This is a genomic window from Streptomyces odontotermitis (assembly GCF_050510915.1).
Classification (GTDB): Bacteria; Actinomycetota; Actinomycetes; order Streptomycetales; family Streptomycetaceae; genus Streptomyces.
On the sequence record NZ_JBNJLS010000002.1, the window covers coordinates 846,416 to 872,917 of the forward strand.

Consider the following 26,502-nt stretch of genomic DNA (forward strand, 5'->3'; position numbering starts at 1 on the left):
GGCCCTGTTCTGGCCGAAGGTTACGGAATCAGTGCTCGCAGCGGGTCCGCAGAGAGGCGAACCGGATCTGCGAGCGCGGCCTCATAGGCAGGGCGGGCGAAGACGTAGGGCCCCACGGGAAGCTCCCCCCACTCCTTACGGAAGGGCTGCCGGAACGAGGACCAAGTGACGGTTTCAGGAGTCGTGGTGATGGTGGTGAGAAGGGGCCAGCACCCCCAGAGACCGCACGAACAACCCAGAACCGGAGTGGCGCCGGTGGAGGGGTCAACGAATTCCGGGGCAGGGTCGCCCAGAAAATGGGGTGCGGGGTCCCCCATCTCGGACAGGGTGATGCCTCCGTGCTGATGGAGCAGGAAGCGCTCCTCCTCGTCCAAGTCCTCATCCTCGCCGTCGCGTTCCCGACGCCAGAGGTCGCGGGTGGCATCGGCGACGTACACGCGTAGATCAGTGCCGTCGATGCGGACGCCCCACTCGAGAAGGTCCGGCGCCTTTTCGCCGATGGGGTAGTTCAGGAACTCGATGCGCTGCATGGCCGCCATCTTCTCGTGTTGCGCAGCATCGTGACTCATCGGCTGCCCCCTCCCCGCCACCCAAAGAACCGTGCACTATCCACCCAACGTCCCTACCTGGACCGGCCGCAGAACCCGGAACGTACAGAAGGCTCCCCCCCATGCCCGCACAGCACGACCGCACGGCACCACCCCCGGGCGGGCACCCGGAACGCGACGTCGCCACCACCGCGTTCGCCGCCCTGCGGCAGCACCGGGGCGCTCTGACGGGTGCGACGGCACGCGTCGTCGGCCTCTCCGGACTGGCCGGGCTGCTGATGACAGCCACGATATTCGCGCTCGCCTGGCCCGTCTTCACCCACATGCGAAACGAACGCATCCGGTACCACCAGCTAGAGGACCCCTACCTGCACGACCACACCGACCTGGCGCTGGTCGCCGTCTGGACGCTCCCGCTCTTCCTGCTCCTCCTCGGCACCGGAAGCGCGATCCTGCAGGCTGTGTGCTCCCGGGCGGTCGCAGCGGGGGCTCAAGGACCGCCCTCCCAAGCGGACCAGGGCCAACGCCAGGGCCGGGGCCGGGGTGGGGACCGGGACCAGGGCCGGTCCCGTGCCGCGCGCCTCTCGCGCCTCGCACGCCTTTCGTGGCTACGACCGGCACTCACCGTCTACGCGCTGCGCGGCCTGATCGTATGGACCCTGCCACTGCTCGCCGCAGCCGTGGCGCACCGTCTCACCGGCGACCAGCTCGACACCCCGCAGCCCCTGGAACGCGGCTCGTGGTCCTACGCACTCGTCGCGGCCTCCCCCGCGGCTGCCGTGTTCGTCGCCGTGCTGCTGCGCCTCGCGCTCGCCCTCGCCCCGGCCGCCGTGGCCGACGGCCTCGGTCCTCTCGCGGCCCTGCGCCGTTCCTGGTCACTGACGTGGACGCGCACCGGAATGCCCCGGGTCCTCGCCCTCGCCCTGCCCCTGGCCGCGCTCACCGCCGGGGCGGTCTGGCTGGTCACACTGCTCGCCCTGCCGCTGCGCCCCCTCGTACGGACCTTCCTCCAGCAGGCCACGGGCAACTTCTTCGCCGCGTACTACGCCGGCATCCTCGCGCCCGTCATCGTGGGCATCCTGCTCACCGCGGCCGTGGCCCTCCCCCTCACGTGCACGGCCTTCGCGGCGCTCCACGACCGCCTGCGGCCGCCCCACGACGTCCGTCAGGAAATCCCTCAAGAAAATTCGTGAGGGGAAGTCGAGAACTCGCGCCCGGCTCCGTCCCAGCAGCGAACACGGCCACAATGGCCGCACCTCACCAAGGAGAAGACGATGGCCAAGTACCTGCTGCTCAAGCACTACCGAGGCGCGCCAGCATCGGTCAACGACGTGCCGATGGACCAGTGGGAACCGGAGGAGGTCACGGCCCACGTGAAGTACATGAACGACTTCGCCGCCCGGATCGAGAAGAACGGCGAGTTCGTCGAGAGCCAGGCGCTCTCCCCTGAGGGCACGTTCGTCCGCTACGACGGTGAGGGGCGGCCGCCGGTCACCGACGGCCCGTTCGCGGAGACCAAGGACCTGATCGCCGGGTGGATGGTGATCGACGTGGAGACCTACGAGCGCGCGATCGAGCTGGCCGGTGAACTGTCCGCGGCTCCGGGCGCGGGCGGCAAGCCGATCCACGAGTGGCTCGAGGTGCGCCCGATGTACGGCGAGCACTGCCCGACCGCCGAATGAACGAGCCGCTGCTGAGGGAACCGGCGCTGAGAGAGCTGGTACCCGAGGTGATCGGTGTTCTCGTCCGCCGCGGAGCCGACTTCGCGGCGGCCGAGGACGCCGTGCAGGACGCCCTGGTCGAGGCCGTGCGCGGATGGCCGGACCAGGAACCCCGCGACCCCAAGGGCTGGCTGATCACGGTGGCCTGGCGCAAGTTCCTCGACGCCGTCCGCGCCGACGCCTCCCGGCAGCGGCGCGAGGAGCGAGTCGAGGCCGAGCCCCCGCCCGGCCCGGGCGAGACGGTGGACGACACGCTTCACCTCTACTTCCTGTGCGCGCACCCCTCCCTCACCCCGGCCTCGGCCGTCGCGCTCACGCTGCGCGCGGTCGGCGGTCTCACCACGCGGCAGATCGCGCAGGCGTACCTGGTGCCGGAGGCGACCATGGCCCAGCGGATCAGCAGGGCCAAGCGGACCGTCTCCGGCGTCCGGTTCGACAAGGCCGGTGACGTCGCCACGGTGCTGCGCGTGCTCTACCTGGTCTTCAACGAGGGTTACTCCGGCGACGTCGACCTCGCCGCCGAGGCCATCCGCCTCACCCGTCAACTGGCCGCCATGACCGACCACGAGGAGGTCGCGGGCCTGCTGGCGCTCATGCTGCTCCATCACGCACGGCGCCCGGCCCGGACCGCCCCCGACGGCAGCCTCGTCCCGCTCGCCGAACAGGACCGCACCCTGTGGAACACCCAACTGATCGCTGAGGGCGTCGAGTTGCTCCAGGCCGCGCTTGCCCGTGACCGCCTGGGCGAGTTCCAGGCCCAGGCGGCCATCGCCGCGCTCCACGGCGACGCCCAGCGGGCCGAGGAGACCGACTGGGTGCAGATCGTCGAGTGGTACGACGAGTTGGTGCGGCTCACCGACAGCCCGGTGGCCCGCCTCAACCGGGCCGTCGCGGTGGGCGAGGCCGACGGCCCGCGCGCCGGCCTGGCGGCGCTCGCGGAACTCGACCCCGCCCTGCCCCGGCACGCGGCCGTCGCCGCCTACCTGCACGAGCGCGATGGCGATCGAGCGACGGCGGCACAGCTCTACGCCCAGGCCGCCCGGACAGCGCCCAACATCCCCGAACGCGACCACCTCACGCGCCAGGCGGCCCGGCTCAACGCGCAGTTGCGCGGTTGAGTGATGGGTTCGTCGGTGGACCCGTAGGCGGCGCCATGGGCAGCGGAGCGCGGGCCGTCCGCCGCACACGGATCCCGTCACCGAATAACGCAGATCTCCGACAGAGCCACGTTCCATTCACCGAGTTCCGCGACGAGAACACGTCGGGCCAACTCGCGGGCCCGGCTCCACCCCGCGTCGGCAGACAGGGCGGCTCTCGTCCAGCGGTCGGCGTTCTCTGCACCGCTCATCTCGCCGAGAAGCGCATCGATCTCGCGCAGGTCAGCCATGACGCCCTGGTCGAGTTGCCCCTCTGCCCCTGCCCCTGCCCCAGCCACCAGTCCTTCGGTCATGCCGAATGCGTGGTCGAAATCCAGGGCGATCTCGTCCGTCGCGACGCCATACGCGTCCAGCCAGGCCGTCTGGGCGGCAGCATCAGCTGCCAACAGCGTCAGTGACTCGATCAGCAGACGCCGCCGGAACGACGACCCGGGCCTCTCCGCTGCTCTCTCCGCCGCGCGATCGTCGCACGAAGTGTCCACTACCTCCCCCTGCACTCCCTGCCCGCTTGCCCCTTCGGGCATTGCCCTGCCAGGCATGGCCCGAAGAGCCAATGTCGTGCGCGGGCACGGATCCCTAATGTCGAACTCGCGGTAGTCCACTGCACCTCCCCCCCTCGCCGTGGACTGCCGCCTTCCCCGTGCCGACGGCACGGTTTCGGTCGGTCGCGCTGCTGCCGTACTGGCTGCAGCCGGCGTCGGTGGCGCTCGACCTTCCGGTGGCGCTGCTGTCCGTTCCGGATCCGCAATCTCCGCAGGGCAGACGATCGAGGCGTAACCGACGCCGCTCCGGCCGTAGTTGAGGAATCCGCGGGCAGAGAAGCCTGAGTTCACGCGGCAGGAACTGTCCTCCCCTCCCCCAGCCTCCCAGGCACCCCCGCAGTCGGACGGCCCCGCACCCTCACCCGCACCACAGCGAGCACCCCTCGCGCCGCGTCAGGACCCGGCACCCGCCTGCTCCCTGTCCACCACGACATCGGTCTCCACCGCGACATCAGCCTCCACCCCGCCCTCACCGCCACGACGCTCCGTCCGGGACCGCGACCGGGAGACGGCCACACCCGCCAGGCACAGCAGCCCGCCCAACAGCGTCAGCCAGGCCGGCACCTCGTCCAGGAACACCCAGCTGAGCACCACCACGATGGCCGGGACGGCGTACGTCGTCGCGCCCATCTTTCCGGCGGGTGTGCGGGCCAGGGCGTAGCTCCACGTGGTGAAGGCGAGAGCGGTCGGCACCACGCCGAGGTACACCATGTTCAGCGTGGCCGAGGCCCCGGCCTCGGGCAGCTCCGTCACCAGCTGCCCCGCGAACGGCAGGCACGCGATCGTACCGACGAGGCAGCTGAACGCGGTGACCTGCAGCGGCGTTCCGTAGGAGAGAGCGGGCTTCTGCGCGACCACACCGATCGCGTACGCCACGGCCGCGAGCACGCACAACACGACGCCCAGCAAGGGAGTTGAGCCCGAGGACTCCGAGGATCCGGCCGACATCGACAGCCCGACCACCACCGCGCCGCCAAAGGACACGGCCATTCCCGCTATCAGCCGGGGCGGCAGCGCCTCGCCCAGCAGCCGGGCCGCGAGCAGGGCCATGAGGATCGGCCCGATGTTCACGAGGAGAGCGGCGGTGCCCGCGTCGACCAGGCGCTCACCCCAGTTGAGGGCAACCATGTAGCCGCCGAACCAGACCACGCCGGACACGACGATCCCCCGCCACGCCTCGCGCGGCGGCAGCCCTTCACGCCGGATCAGCACGAGCACGATCAGCACGACGGACGCGGCGGCAAGCCGTCCGAGGGCCAGCGCTCCGGGTGAGAAGGCGGCACCGGCGCTCCGGATCGACACGAAGGCGGAGGCCCAGGCGAACACGGTGAAACACACGGCGCCGATGGTGAGCGCGGCAGGTGAGAAGGCAGCCAGACGGGATCGGGATCGCATGGCGGCCACTCTAGGAGCGATTCATTTCGGCGTCTACCGAAATATTGAAGGCGTACGCCGCCACCATCGCCTCGACCTCCACCTCAACCTCCTGCCACTGCCACCGCCACCGCCACCGCACCCGGACATCCACTGCGCACCACCGTCACGCCCACGCACTCGCGTTGATCCCCAGCAGCCGCTCAAGGGCCCGCTCACCGGCATCAGTGACCACGAGCCCCCGGCCGCCCTCCACCGGCCGTACGACCCACTCCAGTTGCAGAGCCCGAGCACACAGACGGGCAGCGGCCACTCCTCCGAAGTGGCGGCGGCGCTCGGTCCAGTCCAGACACGAGCTGGCCACGGGCCGCCGCCCAGTACCGCCAAGATCGACCCCCACCTCGGCGAACCAGCCCCGCCCCTCCTCCGTAAGCTCGAACACTCCGTCCGTACGCAGGAGTTGACGCGCCTCCAAGGCATCGGTCACCGCCAGACCGAGACGCCCCGCGAAGTGGTCGTAACAGGTACGGGCACGGGCCAGTGGGTCGGTCGCGGACACCACCGGCGTCGCGTGCGCGGCGTCCCGGCCGGGAACGGCGTGCGAGGCGAGGCCGTCGACCAGCCGCGCGGTGGCTGCATCGGCGATACGGACGTGAACGCGCCGCCCCTGCCGCTCGGTCACGCAGATCCCCGCGGCGCCCAGCTTCGCCAGATGCCCGCTGACGGTGGACGGCGCGACGTCGGCGATCCGCCCCAGCTCGCCCGCCGTCCAGACCCGTCCTTCAAGGAGTGCCATGCAGATGGCCGCTCGGGTCTCGTCGGCGAGCGCGGCGGCGAGCGCGGCGAGACGAGCGGCTGGCGGCGCGGGCTCCCCCGCATCGACCTGCGGAGCCGGGCGGGCCTGGGGAGCCTTGGGGGCGGTATCCATGCCTGCAGGATGACCCATCACTTCGCCATTCACCGAATAGTTCGACGATTTTCACGAACTGCCGCGCCCGTTCCCGTCACGGAGACGACGGAAGGCCAGCACGGCGTTGTGTCCGCCGAAGCCGAAGGAGTTGCTGAGCAGGATGTCGCGGTCCGAGGGAAGCGGGCGCGGGTTGCCGGTGACGACGTCCAGGCCGAGGTCGTCGTCGGGGTGCTCGAGGCCGACGGTCGGCGGAATCAGCTCATGATGGGCGGTGAGTACCGCGAGCCCGGCCTCGACCCCTCCCGCCGCACCCTGCAGATGCCCGATCGCGCCCTTCGGCGCCGTGACGGGCACGTCGCGTGCACCCTGGTCGCCCAGCAGCGCGCGCAGGGCGACCGCTTCGGCCAGGTCTCCTTGCGGAGTGGCGGTGGCGTGCGCGTTGACGTGGGCGACGTCGCCCACGGTGGCACCGGCATCGGCCAGGGCCTTCCGCAACGCCGCCAGCACACCGGAGCCGTCGGGCCTAGGCGCCGTCATGTGATGGGCGTCGGCCGAAATACCCCACCCCGCCGCTTCGCAATAGACGCGTGCACCCCGGCGCCGAGCATGCTCCTCGGACTCAAGGACGAGAAGCCCGGCCCCCTCGCCCAGTACGAATCCGTCCCGGTCCCTGTCGAAGGGGCGCGATGCACGCTTAGGCCCGTCCGCTCCGGGCGACAGGGCCCGCATGGAGGCGAAGGCAGCCATGATCGTCCGGTTGATGCACGCCTCGGTCCCACCGGCGATCACCACGTCGACGTGGCCCAGCCGGATCCGGTCGATGGCCTGCCCGATCGCCTCAGAGCCCGACGCACACGCGCTGACGACGGTGCGGGCCTCGCCCCGTACGCCCAGGTCGATGGCGATCCGGGCGGCACCTTCGTTCGGAACCGTCATGGGCGCCGTGTGCGGCGACACCCGACGGGGCCCCTTGTCGCGCAGTACATGACTGGCATCGGCGAAGACGGGCGCGCCGCCGATGATGGTGCCCACGCTCACCCCGAGGCGGTCGGGATCGACAGCCTCCTGGTCCAGCCGGTCCAGACCCGCGTCGCTCCACGCCTCCCGGGCGGCGATCACGGCGAATTGCGTGCTGCGGTTCATCGTCCGCGCCTGAGCGCGCGGCAGTACGTCGAAGGGGTCGAGGGCGGCGGGGGCCGCAATGGAGATGGGGAGATCGTCGAAGCCCTCCCCCAGGGCCACCGCACCGTTCATGCCGGATATGAAGCCGTCCCAGGTGGCGGACGCGGTGCCGCCGAGCGGGGTGATGAGGCCGATTCCGGTGACGACGACGCGGGTGCCGTGACCGCGGGCGACGCTCGCTTCTGACATGGCGCGTCCTAGTCGGTAAACGGGACAAACGCGGGCATTTAAGACGATAGCACCGGCGGAGATCGAGGGAGATCGGTGAACAATTCCTCTCGATGAGCACCAGACACGAAACCGGCACCCCACAAGGCTCCAACTCCCCTTCACTTGAGGCGAGTTGACGGAGGAGACCCGACGGCGATTCGCACTTCGATCACAATCCGCGCGATCCATTCCATGCGCAGCCAATGCGATCGCCATGTCCGTATGGCGAACATCCAAGTCTTGCCATTTGGTCGGCCTCCTGGCCCCTCCCGGGCCCTGCCCTGCCTCTCCTGCCCCTTCCCGGTGTCTCGGTCCTGCGGTAAAAGCGAGGAACGGTACGTGGTGCGAAGCGGGGGTGTTGCTTGAACCAGAGGTCATGGCGGCACATCGGCGCATGGGCGGCACTCGCCCTGTGCGGTGCGCTGGGGGTGGGGAGCGCATTGATCGCTGCCGTGTGGCTGCCCGCTGTCTGGGCCGTGTCAGCGGGCGGAGCGGTCAGCGCATGCACGGTGTTTCTCGGCGGCCGGATACAGAGGTGGCTCGAACGCTCGGTGGCGGAACGAGAGCGGGTGGCGGCGTCGACCGCCGTACCGGGGTCGGGTGGTCTCCTGCCGCTGGTGGCGGACATGGGTGACGCCGTCCGGCTGGGTGTGCATCCGGCACGTACCGCACAGGAGGCCGGGTCGCTGTCACAGTCGCCGTCGCCGTCGCCGCCGGCGCCGGCGACACCGCGTGGGCTCCCCGCCTACGTCCCCCGCGAGATCGACACGGCGCTACGGGCGGCGATCGCCCGCGAGGCGTTCGTCCTGATCGTGGGCGAGTCCACCGCGGGCAAATCGCGTGCCGCGTTCGAAGCCATGCGATCCGTCCTCCGCTCACATCTCCTCGCGGTACCGGCCGATCGCAGCGGAGTCGGACCGCTCGCGGCGTACGTGTCTCAGCGCACCGAACCGGCCGTACTGTGGCTGGACGACCTCGAACGCTTCCTCGGCAGCGACGGCTTCTCGCCCCAGATCCTGGCCGAACTGGCGGACCGTCCAGGGACCGTGGTGCTGGCCACGATCCGCTCGTTCGAGTACCAGCACTTCACGGCTCGCAGCGAACCGGCCGTCAATGAAGGCGACCGAGCAGCGTGGCGCGCGAGCCGCCATGTCCTCAAGAGCGCGCACACCTTGTACCTCAACAGGATCTGGTCACCGGAGGAGCTGGGGGCCGCGTCGTCGTTCAGTGACGATCCCCGTATCGCCTTGGCGCTCCACCGGACGCACTCCTTCGGGCTGGCTGAAGTCCTCACGGCAGGCCCGGAGTTACTGCGGGACTGGCGCACGGCGTGGGAGGCGGGTGCCCATCCCCGGGCGGCGGCCCTGGTGGCGGCGGCCGTCGACTGCCGCCGCGTCGGTCTCGACGATCCGGTCCCACGGGAGTTGCTGGAGGAGCTGCACCACCACTACCTGGCGGCGCGGGGAGGTCACGCGTTGCGCCCGGAGCCGTTGGAGGAAGCCTGGCGGTGGGCGCTGCAGCCCGTGCACGGGGCGAGCAGCCTGATCGTCCCGTCAGGACCCGACCTCCAGGAACCCCGTTTCAGGGCTTTCGACTACCTCATGGACCAGCCCGGCCAGGCGTCCGTCCCGGCGGAGACCTGGGACATCGCGATCAGCCATGCCAGTGCGGACCAGGCGTCCCTCATCGCCGGCAAGGCGTACTGGTATCAGCGCAAGACGTTTCATCAGGCCGTCGACGCAGGCATCGTCGACGACGTCTTCTCCCGGGCCTCCGCCCTGGCGGACCGACGCCGCTATGCCGAGGCCATCGCGCTGTTGTCGCAAGAGCTGGAGCGACAAGAAGCATCACCCGGCGACGACCTTCCACCCCACCACACGTCGCTGCGCCACCAGATCGCCTTCTACACCATGCTCATGGGCAGACATGCCGAGGCGGAGGCAGCCTTCAGGGAGCTTCTTGCGGAGCAAGAGGCACTGCTTCCGCCAGGCGACGAGTACTTGCACGCCCTCCGGCACAACATCGCCTCCTGCACACGCCGCCGCGGGGACCTTGAGGGCGCCTTGGAGCAGTTCCGCGCCCTACTCGCTGACCGGGAGACTTATCTGGGTCCCACGGCGCTGAATACGCTCGACACCCGCCGGGTGATCGCCAGGGTCGTGGCGGACATGGGGGACCCCGTAGAAGCGCTGCGTCAGGCTCGCGAGGTTCTCGCTGCCGAAGAGGCACATCTGAGCCCGGACCACACCAACACGCTGGAAACCCGCTGCCGCATCGCCGATTTCCTGGCCCAGACCGGCGACCACGCCGTCGCGCTGGAGGTCTTGGGCGCCTGCCTGCCGGACCTCGTACGCGTCTACGGAGACGAACACCCGTATGCCCTCAGGGCTCGGTGGCAGTGGGCCATCTACGCCGTGGAGTGCGGTCGTTGGGCCGAGGCTCTGGAGGAGTTCGAGGCGGTTCTGGTGGTGCGTGACCGCTGCTTCGGGTCGGACCACCCCGATACGCGGGAGGCGCGTGCCGAGCTGGCGGAGTTGCGTTCGCGCCGAGTGCGCTAGAAGTCCGATCAGAATGCCGGGAGTTCCGACGACCCGCACACGGGCGGGTGCCGGGCGCCCGACATCTGGAGCACCGCATCAGTGGGCCCCGGATGCGGCTCGTCGTGATGCACAGGCCGTGGCAGTGCTGCTCCACGTGATGATGTCCAGCCTGCCGGATATCCCTCCCTTCGGGCGAAGCCCTGATGGCAGGATGATCGCCCCGACGATCCTGAGGGGCCATGCCCGTGCATACGCCTGCCGACCACCTCGAACTGGCGCGTGCCGAGAACAACAGCGCCGTCCTGCATCGACTCGCGCGTTGCCCGTACCCCTTCGTCTGGCACGCACTGGCCGCCAACTCCGCTACGGCGCCCGACACTCTGCTGGAACTGAGCACGGCTCAGGACAGTGCCTGGAACGACAACAGGCTCCTTCGCCTGCTGGCCGAGCATCCCCGTGCGGACCGCACAGTGCTGCGAGCCGTCCGTGACGCCGTGGTGGCGAAGCTCGCCGAGGGCGAGCGGCCCTATGCCGCGGTGCTCGCGCTGGCAGGACGGACGGAACTCGCGGCGGCAGAAGTACGAGAACTCGGGGCTCTTCGTGGAGCTTCTGCCCGTCTGCGCAGTCAGCTCGACCGGCGCCTCAGGCTCCGTACATGACCCCATGCCGGATCAGCCGCAGACAAACCCCTTCCCCGGGCTGAACCGGCGCTGCTTAAGCAAGTTGGTAGCCACCGCGCGGCGCAGGATGACCGCCGGGCTACACCGCGGGCGGCGCTAGGGGGCTCCGGCTTGAGGCTCGGGTTCGACTGCTCTCGGCTTACTGACGGACGAGAGCGACGATGCTCCAGATCATCTCTCTGCTCGGCATTTTGAACTCAAGGGCGGCGGCGTCCATCACGCCATGCTCGGCGTCGCCCATGCGCAGGCTGCCGATCTCGATCCGCAGCTCATCCTCCGTGGCGGAGGCATTCGTTGACGCATGCGCGGGCACGGGCGCAGGTGCGGGAGCGGTAGGTGGCTGTGGTGTGCGGTTTGTGGCAGGTGCGCGTCGTGCAGTGCGGAGCCGTTGTCGCGAAGGCGGGTCCGAAGGTGCTGCCGGGACTGTCGTGCGGGGTGGGCTTGGTGAAGACGAGTACGTCCTCGTGCTGGATCACCGAGAGGGGGACGCCTCGGCGGCGGGCGTCACGGACGTTCTTCATCTGGAAGAACGAGGGGCGGGTGACGAGTTGGCTGTCGCGGATCCCGGCGAGCAGGGCGACGCAGCGTTCGGTGGGAGTGAGTCCGGCGGATCGTCCTGCGGCCAGGACGGCGGAGGGCAGGTCGATGAGTTCCCCGCGTTCGCGCCAGGGCCGGGTGCTGACGACGACGGTGCCGCCGGGGCGCAGCATGAGGCGGCATTGGGCGAGGATCTCGGTGAAGGCGTTGAGGAGTTGGTCGGTGGAGACGTGGGCGAGGTTGGTGGGGTCGTGGCTGTAGCGGTAGTGGGTCTTGGTCACGCCGCGTTCGCCGCTCTCGCGGGTGGAGCGGACCTGGCCGTGGACGGAGGAGCCGTATGGGGGTGAGGTGACGACGAGGTCGACTTTGCCCAGGTGGCGGTCGTCGAAGAGGTCGGTGAGGTGGCGGGCGTCGCCGCAGCCGATGAGGCCGATGCCGGTGCTGCTGGTGCGGATACCTGTGCTGGTGCTGGTGCTATTGCTGGTGCTGCTGGTGATGGGGGATGTGTCGTCGTGCTTGCCGCAGTCGTTGCGGCGGGCGCGGGTGGGGGCGGCCATGGTGTGGATGACGTTGTCGCGGGCGAGTTTGGCCCAGCGGGGTTCGTATTCGACGCCCAGGGCGTTGCGGCCGAGGTGGAGGGCCTCGACGAGGGTGGTGCCGATGCCGCACATCGGGTCCAGGACCAGGTCGCCGGGCCTGGTGTAGGTGGTGATGGCGTGGGCGGCCAGGGCGGGGAGCATTTTGGCGGGGTGGTCGGCGGAGCCTGGGACATAGCGGTCGCCGCGTTGGAGGCGGGCGGGGGTGGGGGCGGTGTTCCACACCGAGGCGGGGCAGCAGGGCATGTGCGGGGTCTCCTTGGTCCTGGGTGCTTGGCCGTTCGGTCGGGTGGGGCTCGGGTGGGTGGGGTTCAGGCGGATGGTGCTCAGGCGGGTGGGGCTCAGCCGTGGTGGATCGCGGAGAGCACGATCAGGTCGCTGTGGATGACCCCGGGTGCGGCGTCGGCAGGCGGGGACGGCATGAGCTTGTCGCCGACGGCGTGAGCGTGTGCGATCACGATGTGCTGGAGGTAGCGGAACCCGGCGGTGCGTGCGCAGGCGATGAGGGTGCCCAACGGGTCGGTGAGTACTCCGGCTTCGCGGTGTTGACGGGTGGCGAGGAGGAGCAGGCCGTCGTTGGGGAGGAGGTGGTGGGCTCGGTGGAAGAAGCCGGGCCAGTCGTCCTCCCCTGTCCCGGGCGTCTTCGTGCAGCCGGTGTCAGGCGTCGGTTCGGGGGTGGGGAGGGCGTTCGGGTGGAGTTCGGCGACCAGGACCGGTGCGGTGCTGGTGGCGGAGATGGGGCCGTCGGGGGTGTCGGGTTCGGGGTAGGTCGTGCACGGGGTGCGGGCATCCATGCCGGGTGCGGTGTCGTGGATCGAGATCCTCAGCAGAGGGGCAGGGGCGTGATCGGGGCCGGAGCATGGGCCGGGGCCGCGATCCTGGGTGAACTCGGTGCGGATCTTGTCGAGGGCCCAGTCAGGGAGGACTTGGTCGCGATCGGGGCCAGCGGCCTGCTGGCCTGCCTCAGGCAGCCAGATGGCGGTCGGCAAGGGGTGAGCGGAGGACTGGGAAGGCGGGAGAGACATGGGCGGGGCCCTCGGGCTCGGGATCCGCCTCGTGCTGACACCAGGTAATAGGGATCGCGCTCCCGGAAAGTGTCACCGGGCGAGCACTGGCCTGCCCGCTGAGCCGTCGCCCGCACTCACCTCGGCCGTAGGGGGCGGGAGAGAGCGCGCGTCTTCGCTGTCGCCGGGTCGTTTGCCTCTGGTACGGGATCACTATGCGTCCACCGTGGTTGAGGCGCACTGATTCGGCCACAACCGGCTTCCGCTACCGCTCGGCGCTCAGCACCTTCACGCCCGTCAAAGTGCTCGACTGCAGATGAAACGGGGCACGGCAGCGCCTCCCGTCTCGCCTACAGAGACAGTCGTCGAGCGGATCACGCCACCGCCCTCAACTGTGTTGCGCTTGCAACGTCTTATGGGAGAGGATGTTCGATGCGCTACGAGACGTGAGTGGCGCGTGTGCGCGCAGTGACCAATGTGACGGCGTGAACGCCTCCTGTGCGCACCTCGGTTGGCGAACTACGGGGTGGGTTCATGAAGTTCGACATGGGTGACACGACCCTTGCGACGCTCGGCAAGCAGACGGTCGGGTCCAGCGACGATCTGGGCACGCTGATCCATCTTCTGATCCAGGCGGCGGAGCCGCTGGAGGGAAAGTTCAACGGGTCGGGCAAGGCGACCTTCGACTCGTTCAAGGCGCGCGCGGATGAGATCACAGCGGCACTGAACGGGTCGCTGTCCTCGATCCTGGGCGGTCAGTCCGGCATGGACGTCGCGTTCGGCTCGGGTGACCAGGAGCAGGCGGACAACGCCCACCAGAACATGGGCCTGGCCAACTTCGAGGGCGCCCGCTTCTCCGGCTGAGCCGCCCCGGCCGCCGCACCGACACATCCGGCCTGCCCGGACCACTGAGACCGGGTGGCCAACCAGACATCGAACACGGGGAGTTCCGCCATGGCAGGAAACCAGGACCGCCGCTCGTACGACACCGGCGCTTCCAGCGAGGTGCAGGGCGGCCTGCACCTCATCATCGGCCAGCTGGAGCGTGTGCTCACCGACCGCGACAAGGCGGTGAAGGCCGCGATGGCCGATTACCAGGCCGACGGTGTCTCGGACGAGTACCACGGCAAGGAAGTGCGCTGGCACAAGGCCGCCCACGAGGTCCGCGAAATCATCCACCTCGTGCGCACCACCCTCGAGAAGAACGACGGCACTGCGCAGTCGACGCTCGCCAGGGCACGCGCAGCGGTCAACAACATCGGCTGAACAGCCAAGTAGTCGGCGAGGTCTCGCCGCTGGCAAGCGCGCACATGGGGACACGGGGCACGGGGTTGAAGTAGGGGGTTGGCATGCCTAATTGGGATATCGAGCCAGGCGGAGTGCGCCGGGTCACCTCGCACGTGACCGATGTACTGGACGCCTTGGCCGAGCTCGAGGGTGCGTACGGCAAGAACATGGCGGGCAGCGCGGCATCCGCGGGCGTTCTCGTATCAGGGACGGAGGGCGGCGGCAGCAGCCGGGCGACCGGTCTGGTCGCCGCAGCACTGGTGGAGTTCATCGAAGGCACCGCCGAGGAAATGAAGTTCATCGGCGAGCGAGCCGGCAAGTCGGTCACCGGCGCGTTGCTGGCGACTGCCGCCTACGAGACGGGCGACCTGCACATGGCGGCCACGATCCAGGGTGAGGCGGCCAACATCATCGACCCGACGCTGGACATGCCGGGAGCCTTGAAGCGGGGCCAGCTGTGATCACTCCCGAAGACGTTCCTCACTTCGTCGGGGACCTCGGCCAGCTGCAGCAGCACGCCGCCGGGCTGCGGACCAATGCCGCCGGTATCCGCCGGGCGGGCAGCGCGGCGCACACCAAGTTTCAGGCGCTGGCGGCCTTCTACCACGCTCCCGAGGCGGGAGACCTGTTCTCCTCCACTGCCCCGGTGCGTGACAGCGCGGACCTGTTCGCGGACAAGGTCGAGATAGTCGCCGAGGCGTTGGACGAGTACGCCAGTGCCGTCGAACCGATCAAGGCCAAGCTCGCCGACCTCAAGGCCAAGGTGACCACCTTCGTGGCGGGCCTCAAGACGGACGGCGGCGAGATCGACGAGGACTGGACCCAGGACCAGGACAAAATCGACGAGTACCAGGGCATCTGGGACGGGATCGCCGCAGCCAAAGGCGCTTTCACCGCCGCGGAGATTGCCGCCAACAACAAGATCACAGCGTTGGTGGGCGGCACCCAGTACGTAGCGCAGGGCGACAAGGGCACCTTGATCCCGCGCGGTTCCAAGGTCTACGGCTATACCGGTGACGCGCTCAAGCATGCCAAAGAGCTGCCCTGGGGGACCCCTGAGACCCGGACCTACAGCAAGTGGGATGTCGGGCACCACATAGAGAACGTCAGCACCGACTTCAAGGACCTCGCGGTTGGCACCGTCACGGGCCTGTACGACCTCTTCGATACCGGCGAGGACGGCAAGTACGCGCGTGAGGGACTGATGCGGGTCTTCGTGGGCGTGGACTCCTACCTGCTCGACCCGCGCGGCGACCGAGACGATCTCAAGCCCGGCGTGAAGCAGTTCCTCGACGAGAGCCGCCCGTACCCCCTCGCCTTCGCCAAGGGCATGGTCGGCTGGGACGACTGGTCCACCAACCCCGACAAGGCAGCCACCACCCTGGCCTTCAACGGCCTCACCCTCGCCTCGGGTCCCCTCGCCGCCGTCTCCAAGATGGCCAGGGCCGGAGGCGTGGCCAAGACAGCAGGCACCGTGGCCAAGGTCGGCGAGGCCATCGACCCCATCAGCGCGGTCGCCAAGACCATCGGGGCCACCACCCGCCACGCACCCCGGATCGCGGAAGTAACTGCTCGCATCCGGGCCGGTGTCGGCGACGTACCGCAGACCGGATCCGTCAGCACCAGGTGGAAGTACGCCGAGAACGCCGAACTCCACATCAGTAACGGCGAAGTCACCATCGTCAAGAACGGCACCCCTGACACCACACCAGCCCTCGTCGAGCCCCGCGCGGACCAACGCACCCCCTCCACTCAGACGCCACACGAGCCTGAACTCGTAGGCATCGGTGGCCGCGCACCCGAAGGCGCAGCCGCCCACGCAAGTGGGAAGCTCCCTCACCAAGCTGGTCACTCCTCGGCGTCCGGCACGGGGGCGGGCGCAGCATCAGGAGGTGGCGGCGGCCATGCGACAGCGAGTAACGGAAGCGGCCCACATCACGACGGTTCCGCCTCCGCAGGTTCAGAGACTCACCACGGATCCGGAGGCGGTGGGCAGGACCATGGGGCAAGGCACGTCGGTCATGGCGATGAGCGGCCACACCTGATGCGCCAGGACGACAATTTCCGATCGGAGCATAATCACAAAGGGCAGCGCAAGTCGCACCTCAATAGCGACGGCGACCTTGTGCCCGCCAACCCGGACGGCGAGGCGACGATCGTCGATCACATCGTTGGCCGCGATCCCCGTAAGTCAGACAGCCCCTATACGTCACTCAGCCGCAACGGAGCTGACGCCAAGGCTTTTGGTACGGGCAAAATCATCATTGATCTGCCAAGACTGGAACGGGACATCGCCTCGGGTCGGGTCACGGGCGTTGACGTCTACTCCCCGGAGCAAGTCCAGGCTGCGCTGCAGGCGGACGCTGACCGGATCGCCGGGCACCATGTCGACCTCACCGTCCCGCCGGGTTCCTCCCGCGCAGAGGTACAGGAGATCGCGCAATCATTGGGCCTCAGCAAGGGTAAGACAAAGCGGGTTGCCCAGCGGATGGTAGACATGATGAACACCACACGCGACGAAGAATGGCTGATCAAGGGCGTCGTCCCGCACGAGTACATCACCGGGCCACACGGCGGTTGATCATGAAAGGGCACCACGGGTGAGTGAGTTCAAGCAGCTACTTGGCACGGATTTCAACGGTGAACCAACGACCGACATGGAAGAGCTGATCTACGACGGTCTTGATGACCCACGTCATCAAGACCGCGTGCCGGGGCTCACCAACCTGATGAATGACCTGGCAGCGCCACCGAAGGAGCGCTTTCTCTCATGCGTAGCGCTGACGACATGGGGTGAGTCTGCCGGGTACAACAAAGTGGTGCACATCGCCGAGTCTCCCAAGACCGCACCGTGGTACGACACCCTCATCGACCGGAAATTCTCGGTTGACAGCACCTTCGCACAACTCGCGGTAGCCGTCAGCGACAGCGATGAAATCGCAGAGTCCAAAGGGACACTTGCGCAACGGCTCGAGTCGTTCCGTTCCTTGGTAGACATCGCGGACAGCGAGTATTTCGAGGACAAGCTCGGAGATCTCCTCGACCAGGAAACAGCCAGATCCATCCTTGACAACATCGTGGAAACGGTACGACGGGGGGCGATGAAACTAGCCGTTGGCGAACCGCATAAATTCGACCTCGCCACTCAACTAGTCGATCTGGCCAGCGCATCCGCCCTTGCCGACGGCCCCATCGCTGCCGAGCTTGTCATGCATGTGCTGAACGTTGCCGCATCACACCGCACCTTGGTCCACGCAGTTACAGTGCTACATCGATCGAAGTCTCCAGAAGTAAAGCAACTTGGCGAGTACATCAGCTCCATCGGTGACGAGCAGGTAAGCCGGATGGCATTGGAGGCCATCCGGACCGCCTAGCTGCCTCCAAGAGCTCTTCGCTGAATGCACACACGTATACAAATCAAGCCGACAGAAGCGGACAACCGTGGCAGCCCAGGACTACGACAGCCAGCTGTTGGAGTCGGTATCGGTTCGACGCCGACGGCTCCGGGATGCCCTGCTGTTCGGTGTGCAGCGGCAGCGGCGGACAATTGACGAGCGGTGGGGGAAGGTCCTCGCCGGAGTGGTGATCGCCGCGGTGCTGTGTGCCGGGTGCGTAGGGTGGTCGTTCGTCTCGCACCGGCTCATCGGGAAGAGCCCCTACAGCTCCTCTGTGCCTACTTCGCCTGCGTCGTCTTCGCCTTCCACGGCGCCTTCCTCTCGATGATTGGTTTCTAACGCGTGATATCTGCGGGGTCGCTGAGTCCCACGGGCCGTACGGGAAGTACGGGCCGTGTGGCGTTGAGTCGGGTCACTCTCGTCGGTGAGCGGCGGAGGGTTGATCTCGTGCTTCCCTCGCAGGAGCCCATCGGGCTGCTGCTGCCTGAGGTGATGCGGCTGCTGGACGACCAGGTGGGTGGGCGGCCGGAGTTGCGGCATCTGGTGACCGCCGATGGGTCGGCGCTCGCCCAGGACAGCACGCTGGAGTCGGCCGGCGTCGTCGATGGTGCCGTGCTGCGCTTGGTGCGGCTTGAGGATGCGCCTTCCGCTCCCGTCGTGCATGACGTCAGTGATGAGGCCGCGGACGATCTGAATGTGCGGGCCTGGCGGTGGGGCGCGAAGGCTCGGTCCGTCGTGGCCGGGGCTGCCGTTGTGGTGTGGGTCGTAGTAGCGGGCGTCTTGGCTCGTGGGCAGTTCGAGCTGGCAGTGGTCGGGAACGCGCTGTTCGGTGGCGCTGTGGTGTTCGGGCTTGGCGCCGGTGTGTTGGGGCGGTCGAGGCGGACGGAGTTGGCGGCCACGGCCGTGTGTGCCGCTGGAGCCTTGGGCGTGCTCGGTGCTTGGACCGCTGCCGATGCGCATGGCTGGTCCGGTGGGGGGCGATTGGCCGGCCTGGCTGCGGTCGTTGTGGTGGTGTTGGCGCTCCTGGGGTGGGTTACCGGGTTGGGGCGCGGGGCCTTCGTCGGCGCCGGTGCCGTGGCCGGGTGTGCGGTGCTGTGGGAAGCGGCCATAGGAGTACAGGGCGGGGCCGGGACTGGTAGCGAGCAGGCTCGTGTTGGGGCCTTGCTCACTGTCGTTTCCGTGGTGGCGCTGGGTGTGCTGCCTCGAGTTGCGTTGATGGCTTCGGGGTTGTCGGGGCTTGATGACCGGCGCTCGGGTGGGGCGTCGGTGAGTCGGTACAAGGTGGGGGCCGCGTTGGCCGCCGCTCATCGTGGGCTGGCGTTGGCCTCGGTCGCCTTGGCTGTGTCGGCGGGTGCGGCGGGCGTGCTGGTGTTGCGGGCGCCTTCGGTGTGGACCGTGTTGGTGGCCGTCGCCTGCGCGGTGGTGCTCGCCTTGAGGGCGCGGGCGTTTCCGTTGGTGGGTGAGGTGGTGGGGTTGCTGATCGCCTCCGCCGTGGTCGTTGTCGGGCTGGTTGTGGTGTGGCTGGGGCGCTCTGCGTCTGCGGCTGGGCCGCTCGCTGTGTTGGGTGTGTTGGCGCTGGCGCCGCTCGGGGTTCTGGCTGTGCGGCCTGCGGAGCATGTGCGGGTCCGGCTGCGGCGTGTGGGTGATCTGGTGGAGTCGGTGGGGGTGATTGCCCTGTTGCCTCTGGTCATTGGGGTGTTCGGTGTGTACGGGCGACTGCTCGACACCTTCGCGTAGGGGAAGGGGTGGTGGTCGTGGCTGGAGCTGGAACGCCGGACTGGCAGCGGGATGTGCTGCGGGAGCTTGGGGCTGCCACAGCGGAATCCACCGCCGCGCTGCGTCTGGTGGCTTCGGAGGAAAGGGCGGCAGGTCAGGGGGCTCGGCCCGATTCGAGTACTGCGGACTCGGTGGCCCCGGACCCGCGTACGCCGGGAGGTCGTGCGCCGGTGTCGGCTCAGGGTCCTCGAGATGCACAGCCCTCCCAGTCTCCTCAACCCGGCCAACCCGGCCAACCCGCGCCGCGAGCACCTCGCGGAATGCCGGACCCCCGTATCCCGATGGTGGCGCCCGAATCCGTACCGACCGTCGACCCGCGCCTCGCACGCGCGCTGGGATCGCCTCAGCACGGGGATACCGCGGTGCGCCGCACCGGACGTTCCCTGCGCCGCCTCACCTCTTCCGCCGGGCAGGAAGTCGCCGAGCAGACCCGGCTCGCACAGGAAGTGCAGCAGCCGGTCACCACCGGGCGGGTCATCGCGGTGACGTCCATCCGTGGCGGGGTGGGCAAGTCGACCGTTTCCGCGCTGCTCGCCCGCACCTTCAACCACTACCGGCACGACCCCGTCCTCGCCCTGGAGGCCGATGCCGCGCTGGGCACCCTGCCCGTGCGTATGGGCGCGGAGTCGGTGCGCTGGTCGTGCGCGGAACTCGCCCATCTCCTCTCCCCCGCCATGCAATTGACCGACGTCACCGGCTACTTGGTGCCCGTGGCCGATGGCGGGTGGCTGTTGCCCGCCAGTCAGGGGCGCGTCGGAGCGCCGCTGGACGTGCCGACGTATCGGACAGTCACCCTCGCCCTGCGCCGCTACTTCGCGGTGACCGTTGTGGACTGCGAGACCCTGCCCGGCGAGGTCGCACGTACCGCCATGGATACCGCCCATGCCCGGGTCGTGGTCGCGCCCATGACCGCGGAAGGCGTCAACGGCACTCGCGTCGTCCTTGACTGGCTGGCTCAGCTGCCGCACTCCGCGCTCGCGACCACGGTGGTGGCGCTGACCGCCCACTCCCCCGACATGACCCTTGATCTCAAAGCGGCGACCGCGCACTTGCGGGAGACGGGTGTGTCCGTCGTGCCGCTGCCTTACGACCGTCATCTGGCCCAGGGAGGCCCCATCCACACCGGCATGCTCGGACAGAGCTCCCGTGACGCGGCCGTCCAGTTGGCTGCGGAGGCGATGCAGCGGGCGGTGCGGGTGCGATGACGCAGCAGCTCGTACACCGTCCGGCTCGTTCCACGCGGCCGCCCAAGGCTGCCGATCAGCGCACCATCGAGCCGCCGCCGAATCTGCCCGAGGGCAAGATGGGCAACGCCGCGACCGCGCTGCTGCCCATGGCCGGCGTGATGGGTTCGGTCGTGATGATGACGATCATCCGTAACAGTCAGTTCGCGGCTGTCGGCGCGATCGTGCTTGTTTTCGCTCTGCTCGGGGCTGTCGCGCTGTTCCTGTCCCAGCGGGGCAAGGCGCAGCGCACCCGGCGTACGCAGCGGGAGCGGTATCTGGAGTACGTGGAGGAGCAGCGCGTCGAACTCGGCGCCGCGGAGAGGGAGTTGCGGCAGCGGGCCCGGTTGCTGAATCCGCCGCCGGAGGCGCTCTACGACCTCGTACGGGATCCGGCGCGGCTGTGGGAGCGGCGTCGGGCGGATGCGGACTTTCTGCGGGTGCGAGTCGGTACCGGGGATGTGCCCGTGCAGGACCTCGCCATCGGCCAGAACTCGGGCAGTGGCGTGCTGACCCCGCCCGATCCGTTCATGCTGAACGAGGCGCGGGCGCTGCAGCACCGGTTCGCCATCGCCAATGACTTCCCGCTCACGGCCGGCCTGGACCGAGCGGGCAACGTCAGCGTCGTCGGTGATGACCGGGAGGCCGTACTGCGCGTCGCTCGGGCCCTGTTGGTGCAGACAGCCGTGACGCATGCGCCCGATGATGTGGCCGTTGCCCTGGCCGTTCCGGGTGGGCGGCTGGAGGCGTGGGAGTGGGCGAAGTGGCTGCCGCATGTGCTGGACGCGTTGGAGGACGACGGTCCGGTCGCCGCGCGGCGGATCGCGCCGAGCCTTGCGGAGCTGGCCCGGCAGGGCGCGCACGATCTGCGGCGGCGGGCCTCGTACGCGGCGGAGGTGCGACGCGGGCTCTCCGACAAGAAGGCGCTGCGGCTGTCGGACCGGCTGCTGGTCATCAGCGACTCGTACGGAGAGACGGCAGCTGAACTGCCGCGCCCGGACACGGCTGTTGATCTTCCCACCATGGGTTTGACCGTGCTGCATCTGCTGCAGGAGCAGGTGCATGAGCCGGACGAGGTCAGTGTCCGGCTCACGGTGAACGGCGATCAGGTCACCGTCGAGGACCTGCGCACCCCGGACGCCATCCCCGGACGGGGCAGCGTCGACGCGGTGAGTGTCGCGGGCGCGGAGGGGCTGGCGCGGATGCTGGCGCCGCTGCGGCTGTCCGCGGAGTCGGCGGCGAGCGAGGGCGCGCCGATCTCCGGTCCTGTCGACTTCCCGCAGCTGCTGGGCATCGACGATCCGGCCGCGCTCGACCTCACTCACCTGTGGGCGCCGCGCTCCGAGCGGGACTTCCTGCGCGTGCCCATCGGTCTCAACGACCGCCATGAGCCAGTTCTGTTGGACCTCAAGGAGTCCTCCGAGCTGGGTATGGGCCCGCACGGGCTGTGCGTGGGCGCCACCGGCTCCGGCAAGAGCGAGCTGCTGCGCACCCTGGTTCTGTCTCTGGTCGCCACGCACTCGCCCGAGGAGCTGGCGATGGTCCTGGTCGACTACAAGGGCGGCGCCACCTTCGCGCCCTTCGCGCAGCTGCCGCACGTGGCTGGGGTCATCACCAACCTGGAGAACCAGGCCGATCTCGTCGAGCGCGTCCACAGCAGCCTCGCCGGCGAGGTCAAGCGCCGCCAGCAGGTACTCAAGGATGCCGGGAACATCGCCGACATCGGGCATTACGCCACCCTGCGCGCCCAGCGCCCCGAGCTCGGCCTGGAGGCACTGCCACATCTGTTCGTGGTCATCGACGAGTTCGGTGAACTCCTCACCGCCAAGCCGGACTTCATCGACCTGTTTCTGTCCATCGGGCGCATCGGCCGCTCGATCGGCGTGCACCTGCTGCTGTCCAGCCAGCGCATCGAGTCCGGCAAGCTCAAGGGCCTGGAGACGTATCTGTCCTACCGGCTCGGCCTGCGCACCTTCTCCGCGGACGAGTCCCGCACCGTCCTGGACACGGTGGACGCCTTCCAGCTGCCGCCGCTGCCAGGCTTCGGCTACCTGAAGGTCGACACATCGACGTACGAACGCTTCAAGGCGGGTTACGTCTCCGGGGCCTACCGGGGACCTGCCCTGAGGGCTCAGGACGATGACGAGCCGCTGGCCTGGCCGTATCCCACGTACAACACCGGCAGCCCGCACAGCGCGCAGGGTGAGGCAGCCGGTCCCACCCCGACGATGCGGGAGCGCGAGACCGGTCCCACCACCCTGTCGGTGATGGTCGACCAACTCACCACCGCCGCACCGCCGGTACGCCGCATCTGGCTGCCGCCGCTGCCCGAGACGGTCACGCTCGACCAGTCGGCAGGACCGGTGCAGGCCGACGCCGACGGCCTGCACCTGGCCGGTGGCGGCGGCACGCGCGCCAGCCGTGGCACCCTGGACCGGCAGGCCCACGGGCAGCCCCAGGGGCACGGGCGGCTCATGCGCGTCCCCCTCGGCGTCCTCGACGACCCCGCCAAGCAGTGGCAGGCCCCCTGGTTCCACGACCTGACCGTCGCTGGTGGCCACACCGCCGTCATAGGCGGCCCACAGACCGGCAAGACCACGCTGCTGCGCACCCTCGCCCTCTCCCTGGCGCTCACCCACACGCCCCGCGACGTCGCCGTCTACGGCCTCGATCTGGCGGGCGGCGGCCTGTCCGCACTGTCCGGCCTGCCGCACGTGGGCGGCATCGCGGGCCGTGCCGACCACGAACGCGCCGCCCGCACCGTCGCCGAGGTGACCGCCCAACTCGCCACCCGCGAAGAGCTGTTCCGCACCCACGGCATCGACTCCGTCGACCAGCTGCGCCGCCTGCGCGCCCAGGGACAGCTGACCGAGCTCGGCTCCACCGACGTCGTGCTGCTCATCGACGGCTTCGGCGCCCTGCGCGAGGAGTTCAACGAGCTCGACGACTCGATCGCCGACCTCCTCAAGCGCGGCGGCGGCTACGGCATCCATGTCGTGGCCGGCATGCTGCGCTGGAACGACGTGCGCATCGCCACCCAGTCGATGTTCGGCTCCCGCATCGAGCTGCGCCTGAACGATCCTGCCGACTCCTCCGTCGACCGCAAGCTCTCCGAGACGCTCTCCCCCGACACTCCGGGCCGCGCCTTGACCGAGGGCAAGCTGTTCGCGCAGACGGCACTGCCGCGCATCGACGCCGCCGCGGCCGCTCACGGCCTGGGCGAGGCTCTGGAGGAGGCGGCGCGCACGATCCGCGCCACCTGGCACGGTGAACTTGCCGCGCCCGTACGGGTACTGCCCACGCAGCTGCCCGCCGCGAAGCTCCCCACCCCGCACGCCGAACCCTCCCGCATCCCCCTCGGCGTCGACCAGGACACCCTCGCGCCCGCGCTCCTGGACCTGTTCGGGTCCGACCAGCACCTGCTGATCCTCGGCGACAACGAATGCGGCAAGACCAACCTGCTCAAGCACATATCCCGCCAGCTCACCGCCCGCCACAGCGACAGCGAGCTGGTCTTCGGCGTCTTCGACCCGCGCCGCGGGCTGCGCGGCGTCATCCCCGAGCCCTACCGCGGCGGCTACGCCCACAACGCCAAACTCGCCCAGGCCCTCGCCACCGGCATCGCGGGCGAACTCGACAAGCGCCTCCCGGAGACCGCCGACCCCGACGAGATGTCCATGCCGTCCGAGCCCTCCTTCACCGGCCCGCGCATCGTCATCCTCATCGACGACTACGACATCCTCACCACCGCAGGCCAACAACCCCTCACACCCTTCCTTCCCTACATCTCCTCCGCCCAGGACATCGGCCTGCACTTCATCGTCGCCCGCCGCGCCGCCGGTGCCTCGCGAGCGCTGTACGAGCCGTTCCTGACCACGCTGCGCGAGACCGGCACCACCGCCCTCCTCATGAGCGGCGACCGCACCGAGGGCCAGCTGTTCCCCGGCCTCTACGCCTCCGCGCAACCGCCGGGCCGCGGCACGCTCGTCCGCCGGGGACGCCGCCACCAACTCATCCAAACCGCCGTAACTGACGAAGCCGACAAGCCAGAACCGGAAGACGCAGAACAGTCGTGACCAAGGACGTCATCACCCTCACCCCGACCATGCCCGACATCAACACGATCCTCGCGGGCCTGTTCGCGGGCGGCCCCGACCTGGGCGTGCACAGCGTGGCTGAGGGCGCCGTCGTCCAGCTCTGCGCACCCGACGGCCGCCCCCTCGTCGCCGTCGAGGCACCGCAACTCGTCCACCACCCCAGCGAGGCCCCCCGCCTCCTCGGCGACCAAGTCCCGCTCCCTGACGGCCCGTTCTGGTGGACCGAGGCCCGCGCCACCACCTCCATCCCTGAGGCCGAACGCCTCGCGGGCTCCTTCGCCGGCCGCGTCGCCACGGTCCTGAACGGCACGGTCTGGCCCCCGGAGGCTGCCCACACGGACGTCGTCCCCCTCACCACCGACCTCGCCACAGCCCCGCCCGCGGACCCCACCGCACCACCCGCCGTCGACGCTCTCACCGACAAGGCGGCCGTCGTGATGCAGGACCGCCCCGTGATCGCGATGACGACGTGGCTGGCCGATGCGGTGCGCACCGCAGCGGAATCCGACCGCGCCCTCCACCTCGTCACCCCGCCCCACACCCGCCTCACGTCGGCAGCCCGCACGGCCCTGCACGGCCACCCCAACCGCTGGGTCGTCCAGCACCCGGAGCACGGCTTCTACGACGGCCTGAGCGGAGCTCAACTCCGATGGCGGGAGGGCGCCTTCACTCCCGTACGGGATGAGGACAGCGACGCCCTTCCGGCACCCGCGTTCAAGCCCGACACCGACTCAGGCGAACGGCAGCTGATCGTCTCGATCCGCACCGCGCACCCGCCAACCGCGGACCTCACGCTCGGCCACGCCCTGGAAACGGCCTTCCAGCACCTCACGGGGGCGCCCCCGGCCGGCTGGGGCACGTCTGAACCCATCAACCTCCCCTGGTCCACGCGGCAGTTGACGGACTTCGCCCGCAGCCGGGCCCCTCGCCCCACCCTCCTCCTCGCCCTCGGCCACCCTGACCACGGCCCCGCCCAGGCCACGCTCCAGGTCACGCGCACCACGGCCGGGGTCGAGGAACACATCACGCTCACCCTTGGCTACGGCGAGGACGAAACCCCGCCCCTCGCCATGATCGAAAACCTCGCGACCACTCTCGCGGCAGAGCACAACTTGCTCTCCATGCTCACCTCGCTGCGCACCGCGCGTCGCGACCTCACGACACTTCCCGTCTTTGAGGCCCCGCCCATTCCTCATAGCTTCACGCTCGGTCCTGAGGCGGTGCGGGAGGTCGGCCTCACCCACGCCCAGCACCTGCCCCACGACCTCACCCCGATCCGCCTCGGACCGGCCGCCGACCCCGCCCTGCACTACCACCTCGGCGACGGCACTGACACTCAGGCGTGGGCGGCCCTTCAGCAACTCACCACTCACCTCAGCAAGGCGTAGCTCCGCACATGCGGCCGAGGCAGCTGCTCCCTCGAACTCCACCACTCACACGGCATCGGAGACACCATGCGCACGCACAGACAACGGTCGTTGGCCACGGGCGCGACCGTCGCACTCGTCCTGCTTCTCGCGGCTTGTGGCAGCAGTGACTCCGACGACAAGGGCCACCAGTCCGGCGCTAGCGCATCGCCCGAGTCCGAAGCCAGCCCGGCCGCCGCTCATCCACGTCCCCTGCCGCTGAAGTCGGCCACTCACAAGACGACATGGACAGGACGCGGCCCGGATCGCGGCACCTACACGTTTCCGGTCAAACTCACGGCCAAGAGCCTGGAGCG

22 protein-coding genes are annotated in these 26,502 nt (G+C 69.3%); 15 read left to right on the forward strand and 7 right to left on the reverse strand.

Going from position 1 to position 26,502, the window contains the following annotated elements:
• Positions 1 to 20: 20 nt before the first annotated feature.
• Positions 21 to 530 (reverse strand): hypothetical protein, encoded by a 510-nt coding sequence (locus tag ACQB60_RS10030; RefSeq protein WP_496925489.1) that lies wholly within the window; start codon positions 528 to 530, stop codon positions 21 to 23.
• 140 nt (positions 531 to 670) lie between these two features.
• Between ACQB60_RS10030 and ACQB60_RS10035 the strand changes: the two genes are divergently transcribed.
• The 3 genes from ACQB60_RS10035 (at position 671) to ACQB60_RS10045 (ending at position 3,387) form a co-directional block, all read left to right on the forward strand.
• Entirely contained in the window at positions 671 to 1,741 is a 1,071-nt protein-coding gene (locus tag ACQB60_RS10035) for a hypothetical protein (RefSeq protein WP_496925490.1), read from the forward strand.
• An 81-nt stretch (positions 1,742 to 1,822) separates the two neighbouring features.
• Complete coding sequence (locus ACQB60_RS10040) at positions 1,823 to 2,230, forward strand: YciI family protein (RefSeq protein WP_496925491.1); 408 nt, start codon at positions 1,823 to 1,825, stop codon at positions 2,228 to 2,230.
• A complete protein-coding gene (locus tag ACQB60_RS10045; protein ID WP_496925492.1) occupies positions 2,227 to 3,387 on the forward strand; it encodes an RNA polymerase sigma factor in 1,161 nt (386 codons plus the stop codon). The genes ACQB60_RS10040 and ACQB60_RS10045 overlap by 4 nt, the downstream gene beginning before the upstream one ends.
• A 77-nt stretch (positions 3,388 to 3,464) precedes the next feature.
• On the opposite strand, the gene ACQB60_RS10050 is transcribed toward ACQB60_RS10045, so the two are convergent.
• The 4 genes from ACQB60_RS10050 to ACQB60_RS10065 form a co-directional block, all read right to left on the reverse strand.
• Positions 3,465 to 4,028: a hypothetical protein gene (locus ACQB60_RS10050; RefSeq protein WP_496925493.1), complete on the reverse strand. Its 564-nt coding sequence runs from the start codon at positions 4,026 to 4,028 to the stop codon at positions 3,465 to 3,467.
• Between the two features lie 333 nt (positions 4,029 to 4,361).
• Positions 4,362 to 5,363, reverse strand: a complete 1,002-nt coding sequence (locus ACQB60_RS10055; protein WP_496925494.1) for a DMT family transporter — start codon at positions 5,361 to 5,363, stop codon at positions 4,362 to 4,364.
• Positions 5,364 to 5,508: 145 nt separating this feature from the next.
• Complete coding sequence (locus ACQB60_RS10060; RefSeq protein ID WP_496925495.1) at positions 5,509 to 6,270, reverse strand: ArsR/SmtB family transcription factor; 762 nt, start codon at positions 6,268 to 6,270, stop codon at positions 5,509 to 5,511.
• 51 nt (positions 6,271 to 6,321) lie between these two features.
• Positions 6,322 to 7,623, reverse strand: a complete 1,302-nt coding sequence (locus tag ACQB60_RS10065) for a beta-ketoacyl-[acyl-carrier-protein] synthase family protein (protein WP_496925496.1) — start codon at positions 7,621 to 7,623, stop codon at positions 6,322 to 6,324.
• Between the two features lie 383 nt (positions 7,624 to 8,006).
• Here ACQB60_RS10065 and ACQB60_RS10070 point away from each other — a divergent pair, with 383 nt between their 5' ends.
• Both ACQB60_RS10070 and ACQB60_RS10075 read left to right on the forward strand, forming a co-directional pair.
• Entirely contained in the window at positions 8,007 to 10,202 is a 2,196-nt protein-coding gene (locus ACQB60_RS10070; RefSeq protein ID WP_496925497.1) for a tetratricopeptide repeat protein, read from the forward strand.
• A gap of 221 nt (positions 10,203 to 10,423) precedes the next feature.
• Positions 10,424 to 10,843, forward strand: coding sequence for a hypothetical protein (locus ACQB60_RS10075; protein ID WP_496925498.1), 420 nt, complete (start codon positions 10,424 to 10,426; stop codon positions 10,841 to 10,843).
• Positions 10,844 to 11,133: 290 nt separating this feature from the next.
• Here the strand turns inward: ACQB60_RS10075 and ACQB60_RS10080 are convergent, their stop codons facing one another.
• Both ACQB60_RS10080 and ACQB60_RS10085 read right to left on the reverse strand, forming a co-directional pair.
• A complete protein-coding gene (locus ACQB60_RS10080; protein WP_496925499.1) occupies positions 11,134 to 12,243 on the reverse strand; it encodes a TRM11 family SAM-dependent methyltransferase in 1,110 nt (369 codons plus the stop codon).
• A gap of 95 nt (positions 12,244 to 12,338) precedes the next feature.
• Positions 12,339 to 12,986: a hypothetical protein gene (locus tag ACQB60_RS10085; RefSeq protein WP_496925500.1), complete on the reverse strand. Its 648-nt coding sequence runs from the start codon at positions 12,984 to 12,986 to the stop codon at positions 12,339 to 12,341.
• 549 nt (positions 12,987 to 13,535) lie between these two features.
• On the opposite strand from ACQB60_RS10085, the gene ACQB60_RS10090 reads away from it, so the two are divergent.
• From ACQB60_RS10090 to ACQB60_RS10135, 10 genes are all read left to right on the forward strand, one after another.
• Entirely contained in the window at positions 13,536 to 13,865 is a 330-nt protein-coding gene (locus ACQB60_RS10090) for a hypothetical protein (protein ID WP_496925501.1), read from the forward strand.
• A 90-nt stretch (positions 13,866 to 13,955) separates the two neighbouring features.
• Complete coding sequence (locus tag ACQB60_RS10095; protein WP_496925502.1) at positions 13,956 to 14,267, forward strand: pore-forming ESAT-6 family protein; 312 nt, start codon at positions 13,956 to 13,958, stop codon at positions 14,265 to 14,267.
• Between the two features lie 83 nt (positions 14,268 to 14,350).
• Positions 14,351 to 14,749: a DUF6507 family protein gene (locus ACQB60_RS10100; protein WP_496925503.1), complete on the forward strand. Its 399-nt coding sequence runs from the start codon at positions 14,351 to 14,353 to the stop codon at positions 14,747 to 14,749.
• Positions 14,746 to 16,869: a hypothetical protein gene (locus ACQB60_RS10105; protein WP_496925504.1), complete on the forward strand. Its 2,124-nt coding sequence runs from the start codon at positions 14,746 to 14,748 to the stop codon at positions 16,867 to 16,869. Before ACQB60_RS10100 ends, ACQB60_RS10105 begins: the two co-directional genes overlap by 4 nt.
• 19 nt (positions 16,870 to 16,888) lie before the next feature.
• Complete coding sequence (locus ACQB60_RS10110) at positions 16,889 to 17,662, forward strand: hypothetical protein (protein ID WP_496925505.1); 774 nt, start codon at positions 16,889 to 16,891, stop codon at positions 17,660 to 17,662.
• A 67-nt stretch (positions 17,663 to 17,729) separates the two neighbouring features.
• On the forward strand, positions 17,730 to 18,011 hold the full coding sequence (locus ACQB60_RS10115; protein ID WP_496925506.1) for a hypothetical protein: 282 nt from the start codon (positions 17,730 to 17,732) through the stop codon (positions 18,009 to 18,011).
• A gap of 68 nt (positions 18,012 to 18,079) precedes the next feature.
• Complete coding sequence (gene eccD / locus ACQB60_RS10120) at positions 18,080 to 19,420, forward strand: type VII secretion integral membrane protein EccD (RefSeq protein ID WP_496925507.1); 1,341 nt, start codon at positions 18,080 to 18,082, stop codon at positions 19,418 to 19,420.
• Between the two features lie 401 nt (positions 19,421 to 19,821).
• Positions 19,822 to 20,664: a CpaE/TadZ family protein gene (locus tag ACQB60_RS10125; protein ID WP_496925508.1), complete on the forward strand. Its 843-nt coding sequence runs from the start codon at positions 19,822 to 19,824 to the stop codon at positions 20,662 to 20,664.
• A complete protein-coding gene (gene eccCb / locus ACQB60_RS10130; protein WP_496925509.1) occupies positions 20,661 to 24,758 on the forward strand; it encodes a type VII secretion protein EccCb in 4,098 nt (1,365 codons plus the stop codon). Before ACQB60_RS10125 ends, eccCb begins: the two co-directional genes overlap by 4 nt.
• Positions 24,755 to 26,167, forward strand: a complete 1,413-nt coding sequence (locus ACQB60_RS10135) for a DUF6177 family protein (RefSeq protein WP_496925510.1) — start codon at positions 24,755 to 24,757, stop codon at positions 26,165 to 26,167. The genes eccCb and ACQB60_RS10135 overlap by 4 nt, the downstream gene beginning before the upstream one ends.
• Positions 26,168 to 26,502: the final 335 nt, after the last annotated feature.

What these genes read in the sequence shown, in the direction of transcription:
- ACQB60_RS10030 (WP_496925489.1), bottom strand. Translation starts at nt 530, where the DNA reads ATGCAGCGCATCGAGTTCCTGAACTACCCCATCGGCGAAAAGGCGCCG.
- ACQB60_RS10035 (WP_496925490.1), top strand. Translation starts at nt 671, where the DNA reads ATGCCCGCACAGCACGACCGCACGGCACCACCCCCGGGCGGGCACCCG.
- ACQB60_RS10040 (WP_496925491.1), top strand. Translation starts at nt 1,823, where the DNA reads ATGGCCAAGTACCTGCTGCTCAAGCACTACCGAGGCGCGCCAGCATCG.
- ACQB60_RS10045 (WP_496925492.1), top strand. Translation starts at nt 2,227, where the DNA reads ATGAACGAGCCGCTGCTGAGGGAACCGGCGCTGAGAGAGCTGGTACCC.
- ACQB60_RS10055 (WP_496925494.1), bottom strand. Translation starts at nt 5,363, where the DNA reads ATGCGATCCCGATCCCGTCTGGCTGCCTTCTCACCTGCCGCGCTCACC.
- ACQB60_RS10060 (WP_496925495.1), bottom strand. Translation starts at nt 6,270, where the DNA reads ATGGATACCGCCCCCAAGGCTCCCCAGGCCCGCCCGGCTCCGCAGGTC.
- ACQB60_RS10065 (WP_496925496.1), bottom strand. Translation starts at nt 7,623, where the DNA reads ATGTCAGAAGCGAGCGTCGCCCGCGGTCACGGCACCCGCGTCGTCGTC.
- ACQB60_RS10075 (WP_496925498.1), top strand. Translation starts at nt 10,424, where the DNA reads ATGCCCGTGCATACGCCTGCCGACCACCTCGAACTGGCGCGTGCCGAG.
- ACQB60_RS10080 (WP_496925499.1), bottom strand. Translation starts at nt 12,243, where the DNA reads ATGCCCTGCTGCCCCGCCTCGGTGTGGAACACCGCCCCCACCCCCGCC.
- ACQB60_RS10090 (WP_496925501.1), top strand. Translation starts at nt 13,536, where the DNA reads ATGAAGTTCGACATGGGTGACACGACCCTTGCGACGCTCGGCAAGCAG.
- ACQB60_RS10095 (WP_496925502.1), top strand. Translation starts at nt 13,956, where the DNA reads ATGGCAGGAAACCAGGACCGCCGCTCGTACGACACCGGCGCTTCCAGC.
- ACQB60_RS10100 (WP_496925503.1), top strand. Translation starts at nt 14,351, where the DNA reads ATGCCTAATTGGGATATCGAGCCAGGCGGAGTGCGCCGGGTCACCTCG.
- eccCb (WP_496925509.1), top strand. Translation starts at nt 20,661, where the DNA reads ATGACGCAGCAGCTCGTACACCGTCCGGCTCGTTCCACGCGGCCGCCC.